Annotated in this window: 9 protein-coding genes; 4 read left to right on the plus strand and 5 right to left on the minus strand. The window is 54.2% G+C overall.

What is annotated here, in order from left to right; genetic code table 11:
• Window positions 1-19: 19 nt before the first annotated feature.
• From mtnN to gltB, 3 genes are all read right to left on the minus strand, one after another.
• Window positions 20-718: a 5'-methylthioadenosine/S-adenosylhomocysteine nucleosidase gene (gene mtnN / locus LQ901_RS00810; protein ID WP_233671910.1), complete on the minus strand. Its 699-nt coding sequence runs from the start codon at window positions 716-718 to the stop codon at window positions 20-22.
• Between the two features lie 329 nt (window positions 719-1047).
• Window positions 1048-2463 carry an FAD-dependent oxidoreductase gene (locus tag LQ901_RS00815; protein ID WP_233671911.1) on the minus strand — a complete coding sequence of 472 codons (1416 nt, stop codon included), beginning with the start codon at window positions 2461-2463 and terminating at the stop codon, window positions 1048-1050.
• A gap of 17 nt (window positions 2464-2480) precedes the next feature.
• Window positions 2481-6947, minus strand: coding sequence for a glutamate synthase large subunit (gene gltB / locus LQ901_RS00820; protein WP_233671912.1), 4467 nt, complete (start codon window positions 6945-6947; stop codon window positions 2481-2483).
• Window positions 6948-7543: 596 nt separating this feature from the next.
• Between gltB and LQ901_RS00825 the strand changes: the two genes are divergently transcribed.
• The 3 genes from LQ901_RS00825 to arcB are packed head-to-tail and all read left to right on the plus strand — an operon-like array spanning window position 7544 to window position 12078.
• Window positions 7544-8470, plus strand: coding sequence for a TIGR01212 family radical SAM protein (locus LQ901_RS00825; protein WP_047706795.1), 927 nt, complete (start codon window positions 7544-7546; stop codon window positions 8468-8470).
• Window positions 8471-8525: 55 nt separating this feature from the next.
• A complete protein-coding gene (locus LQ901_RS00830) occupies window positions 8526-9653 on the plus strand; it encodes a diguanylate cyclase domain-containing protein (RefSeq protein ID WP_233671913.1) in 1128 nt (375 codons plus the stop codon).
• Window positions 9654-9696: 43 nt separating this feature from the next.
• Window positions 9697-12078: an aerobic respiration two-component sensor histidine kinase ArcB gene (arcB, locus tag LQ901_RS00835; protein WP_064978208.1), complete on the plus strand. Its 2382-nt coding sequence runs from the start codon at window positions 9697-9699 to the stop codon at window positions 12076-12078.
• Window positions 12079-12248: 170 nt separating this feature from the next.
• On the opposite strand, the gene arcA is transcribed toward arcB, so the two are convergent.
• The gene (gene arcA / locus LQ901_RS00840; RefSeq protein WP_010864665.1) at window positions 12249-12965 is read right to left on the minus strand and encodes a two-component system response regulator ArcA; all 717 of its coding nucleotides are present in this window, start codon (window positions 12963-12965) and stop codon (window positions 12249-12251) included.
• 507 nt (window positions 12966-13472) lie between these two features.
• Here arcA and LQ901_RS00845 point away from each other — a divergent pair.
• Window positions 13473-14012: a putative 4-hydroxy-4-methyl-2-oxoglutarate aldolase gene (locus LQ901_RS00845; protein WP_064978206.1), complete on the plus strand. Its 540-nt coding sequence runs from the start codon at window positions 13473-13475 to the stop codon at window positions 14010-14012.
• A 131-nt stretch (window positions 14013-14143) separates the two neighbouring features.
• Here LQ901_RS00845 and LQ901_RS00850 read toward each other — a convergent pair whose 3' ends face one another.
• On the minus strand, window positions 14144-14740 hold the full coding sequence (locus LQ901_RS00850) for a hypothetical protein (RefSeq protein ID WP_133240545.1): 597 nt from the start codon (window positions 14738-14740) through the stop codon (window positions 14144-14146).
• Window positions 14741-14788: the final 48 nt, after the last annotated feature.

Below are 14788 nucleotides of genomic sequence, written 5' to 3' on the forward strand. Positions count from 1 at the left end.
CAGGCTCCGTGGTGGACGATTAGTAGGTGTTCAGTTGCTTGAGCATCGCGGCCACGATGACCGATGATTGCTGGGCGGCGACCGGCAGGAACTCTTCAAAGCTCATGCTGGCTTCTTTATCGGCCACATCCGAAATGGCACGCACCACCACAAATGGCAGTTGGTACTGGTTACACACATGGGCAACGCCAGCGGCTTCCATTTCCACTGCGGCAATTTGCGGGAAGTTTTGTTGGATGCGAGCCAGATTATCCGCGCCGTGTACAAACGCATCACCGCTACAGATCAGGCCTTGTACCGCGTTCAGACCGGCGCTGCGAATGCAGCTTTCTGCTACGTTGATCAGCTTAGGATCAGCAGCAAAGGCTTCCGGGCAACCAGGCAGTTGGCCATAGGCATAACCAAAAGCGGTGACATCGGCATCGTGGTAGCGCACTTCGCTGGAGACAACGATATCACCGACGTTCAGGCGGCTATCCAGACCACCGGCCGAGCCGGTATTGATGATGACATCTGGGGCAAAATGTTCAATCAGTAAGGTGGTGCCGAGTGCCACGGCCACTTTACCGATGCCGGACTTGAGCAGCGCCACATCAGTACCGTGCAGAGTACCGCTGTAAATTTCGCAACCGGCGCGTTTGAACACCTGCAGATTGCTGATTTGGTCACGCAGGATGGCGACTTCCTGCTCCATTGCGCCAATAATGCCTACTTTCATGGGATCGGGCCTGCAAAAAAAGAAAACACGCACTGCGAAGCGGCTTAACCGCCAATCGCAGCATTTCAGTGATGCCTAGTCTAGCATGAAGCATCTGCGAGCCGGCATGCTTGTCATGACCGCGCCAGCCGAATAAAGGCGGCAATCCTGTTGGTATCGCGTATGTGTAGAATTGGTATAGAAACGGCGTTGCAAAGATAACGGCCAACCGAGCAAAAACTTGATGCCGGTTGGCCGTGGAGAGTGCATTCGCGAGCCGGTTAATGATGGCCTGCGACGCGAGCGGATAACTTAATGTAACTTAACTCAGGCGTAGCGCACTGCGCGGATTAACAGCCCAGATAGTTCATGATCCCTTCTGCCGCCTGACGACCTTCGGCAATCGCGGTGACCACCAGATCGGAGCCGCGCACGGCATCCCCGCCTGCGAAAATCTTGGCATGGCTGGTTTGGAAGGCGAACTCACGCTCGGCCGGCGCGACAATTCGCCCTTTGCCATCGAGTTCGACATCACAGGTCTCGAGCCATGGCATGGCGTGTGATTGGAAACCAAACGCCATGATCACCGCATCGGCGGGTAGGACATGCTCAGAGCCGGCCACCACTTGGGGGCTGCGACGGCCTTGTGCATCGGGCGCGCCGAGCTCCGTACGCACGACTTTCACGCCACACGCGCGGCCATGGGCATCGAGGGCAATCCCCAGTGGCTGCAGGTTGAACATGAACTCCACCCCTTCTTCACGGGCGTTTTTCACTTCGCGGCGTGAACCGGGCATATTGCTTTCATCGCGGCGGTAAGCACACACCACATGGGCTGCCCCTTGGCGGATCGCCGTACGCACGCAGTCCATCGCGGTATCACCACCACCGAGCACCACCACTTTTTTACCGGCCATGTCGATATACTCATCCGCTTGACGCTCAAAGGCCATCAAACGGTTGGTATTGGCAATCAGGTAGGGCAGCGCATCGTACACCCCGGCGGCGTCTTCGTTTTCCAAGCCACCGCGCATGTTACGGTAGGTGCCTACGCCTAAAAAGACAGCATCAAACTCAGACAGCAATTCGGTGAACGCCAGATCCTTGCCAATTTCGGTGTTCAGGCGAAACTCGACGCCCATTTCACTGAACACTTCGCGCCGGCGGATCATGACCTCTTTTTCCAGCTTGAAGGCCGGGATGCCGAAGGTCAGCAGGCCACCAATTTCTGGATGGCGATCGAACACCACCGGTTTCACGCCGTTACGCACCAATACGTCAGCGCAGGCAAGTCCGGCTGGGCCGGCGCCAATTACCGCCACTTTCTTACCGGTGTCCACCACGCCGGATAGATCCGGTCGCCAGCCCATCTCAAAGGCTTTATCGGTGATGTACTTTTCAATGTTGCCGATGGTCACCGCCCCGAACTCGTCATTCAGGGTGCAGGCTCCTTCACACAAACGGTCTTGCGGGCACACGCGGCCACAGACTTCCGGCAAACTGTTGGTGCGGTGCGATAATTCCACCGCTTCCAAAATACGTCCTTCATGGGCCAGCTTGAGCCAATTCGGGATGTAGTTATGCACCGGACATTTCCACTCACAATAAGGGTTGCCACAGCCCAAGCAGCGATCGGCTTGGGCATGCACCTGTGATTCGGAAAAGTTTTCGTAGATCTCAACAAACTCAATTTTGCGGATCTTCAGCGGTTTTTTCGGCGGATCGACCCGCTGCAAGTCAATAAACTGATACACATTCTGGCTCATGGCTTACTCTCTCCCTGTTACTGCGCCTGAACCCGGAGTTCCGCCGAAGAGCGGCTACGGTGACCAAGTAATGCTTTAACATCGCTGGATTTTGGTTTCACCAGCGTGAACTTGTCGGCCCAGCTTTCCCAGTGCGCCAAAATTTCTTCGCCGCGTGCCGAGCCGGTGGCCTGCACGTGCTCGGTGATCAAACCGCGCAGGTGCTCTTGGTGGATAGGCAACTCGGTGACATCCAGCAGCTCGACCAGCTCGGGGTTAACCCGTTTCGCAAAATCGCCCTGTTCATCCAGAACATAGGCAAAGCCGCCCGTCATCCCGGCTCCGAAGTTCACGCCGGTACGACCCAGTACGCAGATGATGCCGCCGGTCATGTATTCACAGCCGTTATCGCCAATACCTTCGACGACTGCTATCGCGCCAGAGTTACGCACGGCAAAACGCTCCCCGCCGCGGCCCGCAGCGAACAGTTTGCCGCCGGTGGCGCCATACAGGCAGGTGTTGCCAATGATGGTGGCGTGGTGGGCTTTGAACGCCGAGCCTATCGGTGGGCGCAGGGCAATCTTGCCGCCGGCCATCCCTTTGCCGACATAGTCGTTGGCATCACCGGTCAGTGACAGCTCAACGCCAGGGGCATTCCATACGCCAAAGCTTTGTCCGGCAGTACCGCTGAATTGCACTTTTAGCGGTTCGCTGGCAATGCCGGCTTCACCAAACTGGTTGGCAATTTCACCGGACAAGCGTGCGCCAACCGAGCGATCGGTATTGCGGATATCGAAGAACAATTTCTTGCTCTTACGCTGGGTTAAGCACTCTTGGGCTTGCGCGACCAAACGGGCATTAAGCTCGCCTTGGTCAAATGGCGGGTTGCCTTCGGTGCAGTACACCGCTTTGCCCGGATGTGGCTTAGCGGTGGCCAGCAGCGCGGATAAGTCCAGTTTTTGCTGGCGTGCAGTAAAGCCGTCCAGCTCGGTCAGCAAATCGGTGCGGCCAATCAAATCGACCAGCTGGGTCACCCCCAATTCGGCCATCAGCTCACGAGTTTCCTGCGCAATAAAGCGGAAGTAATTCATTACTCGTTCTGGCAGGCCGTGGTAGTGGTCGCGGCGCAGCTTTTCATCTTGGGTTGCCACGCCGGTGGCGCAGTTGTTCAGGTGACAGATCCGCAGGTATTTACAACCCAGAGCCACCATCGGACCGGTACCAAAGCCAAAGCTTTCGGCGCCCAAAATGGCGGCTTTGATGATATCCAGACCGGTTTTCAGTCCGCCATCGACCTGCAAACGGATCTTATGGCGCAGGCCATTGGCGACAAGTGCTTGTTGCGTTTCGACTAAGCCCAGCTCCCACGGGCAGCCAGCGTATTTAACCGACGCCAATGGACTGGCACCGGTGCCGCCATCATAGCCGGCGATGGTGATGAGGTCGGCATAGGCTTTGGCAACGCCGGTGGCGATGGTGCCAACGCCCGGCTCAGAGACCAGCTTGACCGAAATCAGCGCCTTCGGATTGATCTGTTTGAGATCGAAAATCAGCTGCGCCAGATCCTCAATAGAGTAAATATCGTGGTGCGGCGGCGGCGAAATCAGGGTCACGCCGGGGACGGAGTAACGCAGACGGGCAATGTACGGGGTGACTTTATCCCCCGGTAACTGACCGCCTTCGCCCGGCTTGGCGCCTTGAGCTACTTTAATCTGAATGACATCGGCGTTAACCAGATAGTGCGGAGTGACACCAAAGCGGCCAGAAGCGACTTGCTTGATGCGCGAGACTTTATTGGTGCCGTAGCGCGCCGGATCTTCACCACCTTCACCGGAGTTAGAATATCCGCCCAAGGTGTTCATGGCTTGCGCCAATGACTCGTGGGCTTCTGGACTCAAGGCGCCGATTGACATGGCCGCCGTATCAAAACGGCGGAACAGGCTTTCTTGCGGCTCGACGTGCTCCAATGCAACCGCCGATGTGGCCGGATTTGGGGTCAGTTGCAGCAAGTCACGTAAGGTCGCGGGCGCACGCTGGTTCACCAAATCGGCATAGCGGCGATAATCACGGTAGTCACCGGAGTGCACGGCTTGTTGCAGAGTCTGCACCACATCAGGGTTGTAGGCGTGGTATTCACTGCCGTGAACGTATTTGAGCAGGCCGCCTTGCTCCAGCGGTTTACGTACTAACCAGGCTTTGCGAGATAGATTGACCAAGTCTTGCTGGAAGTCAGCAAAGCTGGCCCCTTCGATGCGGCTAGGTACGCCACTAAAGCACAGATCAATCACGTCAGAGCCGATCCCTACTGCTTCAAACAGCTTCGAGCAGCGGTAAGAGGCAATGGTAGAGATGCCCATTTTGGACATGATCTTGTACAGGCCTTTGTTGATCCCGTTGCGGTAGTTTTGCATTACCGTGCGGTACGGCTTGTTGATCGCGCCGTCATCCACCAGTTTGGCCAGTGATTCGTAGGCCAGATACGGGTAGATGGCGGTGGCGCCAAACCCGAGCAGCACTGCAAAATGGTGTGGATCGCGCGCGCTGGCGGTTTCTACCAAGATGTTGGCATCGCAGCGTAAACTGTTATTGACCAAGCGGGTTTGCACCGCACCGACCGCCATAGCAGCCGGGATCGGTAAGTGATCGGCGCGTTGTTGGCGATCTGAGAGCACCAGTAATACGCAGCCACTGCGCACCAGCTGTTCGGCCTGATCGCAGAGGGCTTGCACGGCCTGTTGCAGATCGGTCTGCTGCGGATCGAAGCTCAAAGACAATACATCGTGACGGTAATATTTCGTGTCGAGCGCCAGCAGCTGATGGAAATCGGAGTACAGCAGGATCGGCGATTTGAAACTGACGCGGTGCGCTTGTCCTTCGGCCTCACAAAAGACGTTCATCTCCTGACCAATGGAGGTGGAGAGTGACATCACATGCGCTTCACGCAGCGGGTCGATCGGTGGGTTGGTCACCTGCGCAAACTGCTGGCGGAAGTAGTCATACAGGCTGCGGCTTTGGCGCGACAGTACGGCAAACGGGGTATCGTCACCCATGGAGCCGACCGCTTCTTGCGCGTTTTCCCCCAGCACTTGCAGGATCTGCTCCAGCTCTTCATTGCTGTAGCCAAACAGTTTTTGGTAGGTTGCCAGCTGCTGATTGTTAAAATCACGGTTGCCAACCTGATCGTCGGGCAGCTGCTCGAACGGGATCAGGCGTTTAACGTTTTTCTGCATCCACTCTTTATAAGGATGGCGCTGCTTAAGATCGTTATCGATCTCCAGTGAGTGCAGGATTTTTCCGTTGCGGGTGTCGATCACCAGCAGCTCGCCAGGGCCAACACGGCCTTTTTCTACCACTTCATCCGGCTGGTAATCCCAGATCCCAATTTCGGATGCGCAGGTGATCAGCTTGTCTTTGGTTATGACATAACGCGCCGGACGCAGGCCGTTACGATCGAGGTTACAGGCGGCGTAGCGGCCATCGCTCATCACCACCCCTGCAGGACCATCCCACGGCTCCATGTGCATGGAGTTAAAGTCGTAGAAGGCGCGCAGATCGTCGTCCATATCGGGGTTATTTTGCCAAGCCGGCGGGATCAGCAGGCGCATGGCGCGAAACGGATCCATCCCGCCGCTTAAAAACAGCTCCAACATGTTATCCAGTGAGCTAGAGTCTGAGCCGGTTTCGTTGACGAACGGCGCGGCATTTTGCAGATCGGGGATCAGTGGCGTGTTGAACTTATACGCCCGCGCCCGCGCCCATTGGCGGTTACCGGTGATGGTGTTGATCTCACCGTTGTGGGCCAGATAACGAAATGGCTGCGCTAGCGGCCAGCGCGGTACGGTATTAGTGGAGAAACGTTGGTGGAACAGGCAAATCGCCGATTCCATGCGTAAATCGGCCAGATCCAGATAAAAACGTGGCAAATCGGATGGCATGCACAACCCTTTGTACACGTTCACCAGATTAGAGAAGCTACAGGCATAGAAGTGTGGGTCGTCTTGCAGACGCTTTTCAATGCGCCGACGCATCACAAACAGACGTCGCTCCACATCGCGTGGACGCCAACCGGCAGGGGCGTTGACAAAGACTTGCTCGATCACCGGCAGTGAGCTGAGTGCAATTTCACCCAGTACATCAGGATTGGTCGGGACTACACGCCAACCGACTAAAGAGAGGGTTTCGCGCTGTAATTCTTCTTCGGTAATTTGCCGAGCAAGGGCCGCTTTGCTAGGGTCAGGATTGAGGAACAGCATGCCGACCGCGTAGTTTTTAGCCAGATGCCAACCGCGCTCTTCGGCCACCATGCGAAAAAAACGATCCGGCTTTTGCATCAACAGGCCGCAGCCATCGCCGGTTTTGCCGTCGGCTAAAATCGCACCACGGTGCTGCATTCTGGCTAACGCATGAATAGCGGTACGTACCACTTTGTGGCTGGGTTCACCCTCGATATGGGCGATCAGCCCGAAGCCACAGTTATCCCTTTCCTGGGATGAATCGTACAGCATGATTGCCTTCCTCCCTTGCCTGTACCGAACGACAAATTATTTGCATAAATCCGGTGAGCTCCATGCTCACCTCACAGCTTCCAGCCGACTTCCCAAATTAGCGATAAATGTTACATAGGTCAAACATTCTGTAATTGGTCAGCAACATCTAATTTCGCGATACAACAGACTATTTTTACTTAGTATTCATCGAGTTATTAAGCTAGTTGCACAAATTAGGCGGCAAACGGCTGTTCTGTCGATTGGGCTTGCGGTAGCACGGCGTGAGTTTTTCTGGCCACTAGGCCAGTAATTCGTGGGTGGTGGGGGTGACAGGTAAAATTTCGCTCTGTTTTTCTATCCTGTTGTAAAATAAAAAACAGGTCAGAACGTCGTTCTTTATGGATAGCGCGGAGCATAAACCGCGTACGGCGCACTGCATGATTATGAACAATTATTCGTTATTTATTCTTGCTCGGGGGCAGAGATCTTGGGCGGGATGAGTGCGTCATAAAAATGAGTCAATGTCAGGTTGGGCAAGGCTTTGATCCGAGTCAGGATCGGAGGTTGCGCAACACTGTAATCTGAATGGTTTCGATCGTGGAATATAGACGCTGATGCAACTGAATGAACTGGTAAATATGTTTGGCAGCGATTTACACCGCCGCTACGGGGAGAAAATCCACAAACTGACCCTGCATGGCGGCTTTAGTTGTCCGAACCGCGACGGTACGTTGGGGCGTGGTGGCTGCACCTTTTGTAATGTGGCCTCGTTTTCCGATGAAAATGCGCAATATAAAAGCATTACTGAGCAAATTGCTGAACAGTCGACTAAAATTCACCGTGCGCGTCGTTATTTGGCCTATTTTCAGGCGTATACCAGCACCTATTCCGAATTATGCTTGCTGAAAAGAATGTATGAAGAGGCGCTGCAGCAGGCGGATATCGTAGGGTTGTGTGTCGGTACGCGGCCTGATTGTGTCTCTGATGCGGTGTTGGATTTATTGGCCGGTTATCAGCAGCAAGGCTATGAAGTCTGGTTGGAGCTGGGGCTGCAATCGGCGCAGGATCGCACCTTAAAACGCATCAACCGTGGGCATGATTTTGCGTGTTATGTCAAAACGGCCCAAGCGGCGCGGGCGCGTAACCTGAAAGTGTGTACTCACCTGATTGTTGGCTTGCCGGGCGAAGACAAAGAAGATTGCTTGCAAACCTTGGCGCAGGTTGTCGCTGCCGGTACGGATGGGATCAAGTTACATCCACTGCACATTGTCACCGGTAGCACCATGGCGAAAGCGTGGGAAGCGGGGCGGCAGCAGGCGATTGAGCTGGAGCCTTATGTGGATATCGCCGCGGAGATGATCCGCCACACGCCGGCAGAGATTATTTATCATCGGGTGTCGGCCAGTGCGCGCCGTCCGACGCTGTTAGCGCCGCTGTGGTGTGAAAACCGCTGGACGGGAATGGTAGAGATAAATCGCATTTTGGCGCAAAGAGGCGCGCAAGGTTCGGCTTTAGGTTCCCCTTTTCAATTAATCGGGTAAAGTGGGACGTTTCGCTGCTTATTTATACGACTTTTCATCAATTGCCGGTACGTGAATGACCATCTCTGCACTGTTTATGTTAGGGGTTATCCTAGGAGGACTGGGGTTAACCCTGCTCCTGTTGGGAATGCGTGCCTCGCGGCATCGTCCGGCCGGCGTATTGACGGGCTATGTTTGCTGGGAGCGTTGTCGCTACCGCTGGCGTAGCCAGCCCTACCGTCACTCTGGACGCCTGATGCAACAGCTGTTTGATGCCAGCCCCGATCCGGTGGCGGTGATCAGCGAGCGCGGCGTTTATCTCACCTGCAATCAAGCTTTTGCCCATATGCTCGGTGGGCCGCAGTGCACGGTAGCGCAGATTTGTGGTACTCGGCCTGTGGCGTGGAGCGCTGAAGATCGGGTGGCGTTTTGGGCGTCACAAGAGCAGCAAGTGCTCAATAGTGGCCTGCCGGTGTGTTATGAGGACTACTTCAGCACCCCCGATGGCACGGTGCGCTGGTTGGAGATCACCAAATCACCCTGTAACGGCCCAGAATACGCGGAGCGTGCGGTGCTGATTGTGGGGCGCGATATTACGGAGCGTAAGCGCACCGAGCAGCAATTGGCCGATGCGATTATGGATCTGCACACCTTAAGCTATTTCGATTGTGTGACCCGCATTGCCAATCGGCGTCATTTTGAAGAGCAGCTACATCAGCAGTGGCGTACCCATCAACGTAATCAGCGCTCGCTGGCACTGCTGTTGATTGATATCGATTATTTCAAAGCTTACAACGATCGCTATGGCCATCAGCAAGGCGACTGCGGCTTGCAGGCGTTTGCCGAAGTGCTTACTCACTCACTGTGGCGACCGCAAGATCTGGTGGCGCGTTACGGTGGCGAGGAGTTTGTGATCTTGTTGCCGGAAACTGATGAGCGTGGTGCAGAAGAAGTGGCGCGCCGTATCCAGATCAATTTGCGTCAAGCGGATATTCCACATTCGGCGTCGGATATCAACGGCCACCTCACTTGCAGTATTGGCATTGCCGCGATGCAGCCCTCACCACTGGTGCATTGTAGCGAGCTGGTGCAACAGGCCGATTTGGCTCTGTATCAGGCTAAATCCCTCGGTCGTAACCGGATCTGTGTGACCGGTGAAACAGCCCACAGCGTCAAGGTGGAGCTGCAGGACGACACACAGTAAGATACCGCCCTAGGATATCATTTTAAAAAAACGGATCGGCGGTATGAACCGGATCAAGCTGCTTGCGCAATATTATGTGGATTTGATGGTGAAGCTGGGCATTGTCCGGTTTTCGCTGTTGCTGGCAACCGCGCTGGTGGCGCTGGCCTTGTTGGTGCAAATCGGGGTCACCTTGTTTTTACAAGGGCAGGTGCATGGCATCGATGTGGTGCGCTCGGTTTTTTTCGGGCTGCTGATCACCCCGTGGGCGGTGTACTTTTTATCGGTGGTAGTTGAGCAGCAAGAAGAGTCGCGCCAGCGTTTGTCAGCGTTGGTCAGTAAGCTCGAAGAGATGCGTGCGCGTGACTTGCAGCTAAATGCCCAGTTGCAAGAAAAAATCCAGCAGCTGAGCCTCGAAAACGAAGAGCGCTGCAAGGCTGAGCATGCGCGGCAGCTGGCCATTGAAGATCTGGAAAACGAAGTGTTCGAGCGTGAACAGGCGCAAATCCAGTTGGCCCAGCAAAGTGCGCTGTTACGCTCGTTTCTCGATGCCTCCCCCGATCTGGTGTATTACCGCAACGAAAATGGCCAGTTCTCTGGTTGTAATCGGGCGATGGAGCTGCTCACCGGTAAGAGTGAAAAGCAGCTAATTGGTCTGACGGCATGGGAGGTGTACAGCAAAGATATCGCGGCCAAAGTGGTGGAAACCGATACCAATGTGTTCCAGCACAATATGCCGCTGACTTATGAGCTGTGGCTGGATTATCCCGATGGGCGCAAAGCCTGTTTCGAGCTGCGTAAAGTCCCGTTTTATGACCGTAATGGCGTGCGCTGCGGCCTGATGGGCTTCGGGCGCGATATTACCGAACGTAAGCGTTATCAAGAGGCGCAAGAAAAAGCCAGCCGCGATAAGACCACCTTTATCTCTACAATCAGTCATGAGCTGCGTACCCCGCTGAACGGGATTGTGGGTCTTAGTCGGATCTTGCTGGATACCGAGTTGAGTCCGGAGCAGCAAAAATATCTGAAAACCATTCACTTAAGTGCGATCACCTTAGGTCATATCTTCAATGACATCATCGATATGGACAAACTCGATCGTCGTCGTCTGGATGTGGCCGCTAAACCGGTCGACTTCACCGGCTTATTAAGCGATCTGGAAAACCTCTCCGGTTTGCAGGCTGAACAAAAAGGGCTGAAATTCCAGTTGATCCGGCATGAACCATTACCGGATTGCATTGAGGCCGATGGCACCCGCTTGCGTCAGATCCTGTGGAATCTGGTGGGCAACGCGATGAAATTTACCCGCGAAGGGGGGGTGACTGTCAGCGTGCATGCCGAGCGGGACGCGGCGCAAACCCGCTTGTCGTTTGCGGTGCAGGATACCGGCATTGGTATTCCGGCTGCCGAGTTGGATAAGATTTTCGCCATGTACTATCAGGTCAAAGGCCAAGATGGGCGGCTTAATCCAACCGGTACCGGCATTGGATTGGCGGTATCTCGCAAGTTGGCGCAGATGATGGGCGGTGATATTCAAGTCACCAGTGAAGAAGGCAAGGGTACTTGCTTTACCCTGACTGTCACCGTGCGTGAGCTGGCGGCGGCGCAGCCGGAAGATGCACCGGTGGCGGAGTGTGTGCAACGGCCATTGCACATTCTGCTGGTCGAAGATATTGAGCTGAACGTCATTGTGGCGCGCTCGGTACTGCAAAAGTTGGGACACACACTGGATGTGGCGATGACCGGCGCCGACGCGTTTTCACTGTTTGATCCATCGCGTTATGACTTGGTGTTGCTGGATATTCAGCTGCCGGATATGACCGGTTTTGATATCGCTCGGCGCTGGCGTGAAACCTATACCCAGTTGCCGCCATTGGTGGCCTTGACCGCTAATGTCTTGAAAGACAAGAGCGAATACTTGATTGGTGGGATGGATGATGCGCTGAGTAAGCCGCTGTCAGTACAGGCGCTGCAGGCGATGTTGCAACGTCAGTTACCGCAGCCAGCAGAGCTGCCAGTCAGTGCTCCGCAGCCAACGCCGACAGCCGATGACAAAGCCGCGCCGGCACCGTCGGCCTTGTTAGATCTGACCATGCTCGAGCAATATCTGGAGTTGGTGGGGCCAACCTTGATGCTGAGCAATCTGGACTTGTTTGAGAAGGTGATGCCAGATTATCTGGCGATCCTCGACTCCAACATGACCGCCAAGGATCAAAAAGGCATTGTGTCGGAAGCGCACAAGATCAAAGGCGCCGCAGGTTCAGTGGGGCTTAAACATATTCAGCAATTGGCGCAGCAGGCACAATCACCGGATCTGCCGGCGTGGTGGGACAATGTGGCGGATTGGGTGGATGAGATCCATCGTGAGTGGCGTAATGACGTGCAGTTACTGCGCGGCTGGCTGCAAAGCCAAACGCCCGCAGAGCAGGGCAAAAAGCCGCGCTAAGTATATGGGTCGGTTAAGGTTAACCAACACACTAGCGATATGCAGCCAACAAGATGCAGTAAAAAATGTAGTGGGCGATATGTAGTATCGCTATATGTAGTTAAAAAATGCGCAATAAAAAAACAGGGCCGATGGCCCTGTTTTTGTTGGTCAATTACGTAGGCGTGGAATTACTCTTCCAGCTCGCCGCAGAAGCGGTAACCTTCACCGTGAATGGTGGCAATGATTTCCGGCGTATCTGCCACGGATTCGAAGTGCTTACGAATACGGCGGATAGTTACGTCAACGGTGCGATCATGCGGCTTCAGTTCACGACCGGTCATTTTCTTCAGCAGCTCGGCACGCGACTGAATCTTGCCCGGGTTTTCACAGAAGTGCAGCATGGCACGGAATTCACTGCGTGGCAGTTTGAACTGCTCGCCAGCCGGGCTAACCAGAGAACGGCTGTTGATGTCCAGAGTCCAGCCGTTAAAGCAGTACTCTTCCACCAGACGACGCTCTTCGCTGCCACCACCGATGTTCATGGTACGAGACAGCAGGTTACGGGCACGAATAGTTAACTCGCGTGGGTTAAATGGCTTGGTGATGTAGTCATCAGCGCCGATTTCCAGACCCAGAATCTTATCGACTTCATTATCACGTCCGGTCAGGAACATCAGTGCGATATTGGCCTGCTCACGCAGTTCGCGCGCCAGCAGTAAGCCATTTTTGCCCGGCAGGTTGATATCCATAATGACCAGGCTGATATCGTGGTCAGACAGCATCTGATGCATTTCGGTGCCGTCGTTGGCTTCGTGAACGATATAGCCTTCGGCCTCAAAAATACTTTTCAGAGTGTTGCGAGTGACCAGCTCGTCTTCGACGATCAAAATGTGCGGGGTTTGCATGTATGCTACCTAAGACAATACCAAAAATATGAATCTTGTTGTGCAATGTTGTGCATTAAAACTTAACATATTTTATCGGTAAGTGTTTACGAATCAATGCACAGGAATTAACGTAGAATTCAACTGCTTGCGCCTTCCTTAGGAGCGATGCGGCACTGATGCTCGCCGTAACACCGCAGATGTCGTCAATGACTCTTAATGGCAGGATACCTTCTAGGTGCGCAATATTCTATCTATGTAACAGCCTTATAACAATGGGCTATGTCAGACTAGTTGAAATAACGTAAATTTGCTTGATATATGTCAAGTTTAGCCGATCTGTCTGCTACTGGCTGCAATGTTTTATAAAATATCATTATTTATCAATAAACTGTTTATCGATCTGTGCGGATTATCAGTTAATTGTTAACAGGGATTTTTGCCGCCAGTGGAGCGGCACACAGATTTAGCCAAAAAGATCGCGTATGTTAATAAAGTTTAGATGATGGATAACAGAAGGATCGGACGATGTTGGATCTTTTACCTGATTTATGCGATGTGTACGCTGAGTCACTGACTGTGTTACCGCCGTGGTTTCGCTCTTATGGCGGGCGCGCCATCTTTTTTGGCCCTGTGGTGACCGTGCGTTGCCCGGAAGATAACTCACTGGTGCGTGATTTGGTGGCTAAACCTGGCTATGGACAGGTGCTGGTGGTCGACGGGGCGGGTTCATTGCGCCGCGCCTTGTTAGGCGATCAGCTGGCGCACAAAGCGGTTGCCAATGGCTGGGCCGGTATTGTGGTGTTTGGCGCAGTGCGTGATGTGGGGGAGCTGGCGCAGTTGCCTTTGGGGATCCAAGCGCTCGGAGCTTGTCCTGTGAAAACCGATAAACGAGGCTTGGGCGAGCTGGGCATCAGCGTGGAGATTCAGGGGATCCGCATTCATCCCGGCGATTGGCTGTATGCAGATTTGAACGGCATTGCCATTGCCCGTGAAGAGCTGAATTTGCGCTGTTTGCCTTGTATGCAAGCGGCTAATCCGCCAAGCAATACCGATCCGACGTTATAACGCGCATCCGCAACCACACCCTACCATCCACAACCCACAACTTACAGTCAGTGAGCCGCCAAGATTGCTAGGTGCTCACTGATTTGTTTGATACATAAGGTTTTACGCGTGGATGTTTATCGAGATGGCGTTTAAAAAGTTACGCCCAGACCGAGACCGAGCTGCACATCGGTTTGCGGATTGCTTGGTAAGGTGGTGGTTTGCACATTCATCCCCGCTTTGACGGCCAAAGAGCGGGTCAGGCTCAAGGCGCTACCAAAGGCAATGCTGCTTTGTTGGGCATTGGGGCGATTTTCGCGGCCAATACGACTTTCCAAGCGCAGATTCTGACTCCATTGATAGCTTACCCCACTGACCACCCCATTACTGTTGGCCGCGCCGGTATCTCCGCCATTATAGGCTTGCGCGGCGGTTTGCGAGGTACCGACTTGGTTGGCAATAAACCATTGCCATTCCGGGGTAATGCTGACGCTGACGCCACTGGCCACGTGCCATTCATCAAAGGCAGTCATTTCGTTACCGGCATCAAAATACGGACGCACCGAGATATCGGCCATCGACAGCGCATGCGCTGGCGTGCTCAGCAGTAAAGTGGCACTCACGCTTGCCAATAACGCTTGGCGCAGGGAGAGTCGCATCACGCGAAGAGGATTGGCGTGGCGGCCGTGTAGCAGCAATGATGACAATGACAACATAGCCTCTCCCTGTGGCGTATAACGACTATTCATGTAAATAGCCAAAGACTCGCACGAAAACCGTGCGCCAATAGTGTGTCC

Source organism: Plesiomonas sp. PI-19 (assembly GCF_021368255.1).
Lineage (GTDB): Bacteria > Pseudomonadota > Gammaproteobacteria > Enterobacterales > CAMTGL01 > Plesiomonas > Plesiomonas shigelloides.

Bases quoted from the DNA above. Each gene is read 5' to 3' on its own strand.
- LQ901_RS00825 (WP_047706795.1), top strand. From the start codon at position 7,544: ATGCAACTGAATGAACTGGTAAATATGTTTGGCAGCGATTTACACCGC.
- LQ901_RS00850 (WP_133240545.1), bottom strand. From the start codon at position 14,740: ATGAATAGTCGTTATACGCCACAGGGAGAGGCTATGTTGTCATTGTCA.
- LQ901_RS00830 (WP_233671913.1), top strand. From the start codon at position 8,526: ATGACCATCTCTGCACTGTTTATGTTAGGGGTTATCCTAGGAGGACTG.
- arcB (WP_064978208.1), top strand. From the start codon at position 9,697: ATGAACCGGATCAAGCTGCTTGCGCAATATTATGTGGATTTGATGGTG.
- LQ901_RS00845 (WP_064978206.1), top strand. From the start codon at position 13,473: ATGTTGGATCTTTTACCTGATTTATGCGATGTGTACGCTGAGTCACTG.
- arcA (WP_010864665.1), bottom strand. From the start codon at position 12,965: ATGCAAACCCCGCACATTTTGATCGTCGAAGACGAGCTGGTCACTCGC.
- gltB (WP_233671912.1), bottom strand. From the start codon at position 6,947: ATGCTGTACGATTCATCCCAGGAAAGGGATAACTGTGGCTTCGGGCTG.
- mtnN (WP_233671910.1), bottom strand. From the start codon at position 718: ATGAAAGTAGGCATTATTGGCGCAATGGAGCAGGAAGTCGCCATCCTG.
- LQ901_RS00815 (WP_233671911.1), bottom strand. From the start codon at position 2,463: ATGAGCCAGAATGTGTATCAGTTTATTGACTTGCAGCGGGTCGATCCG.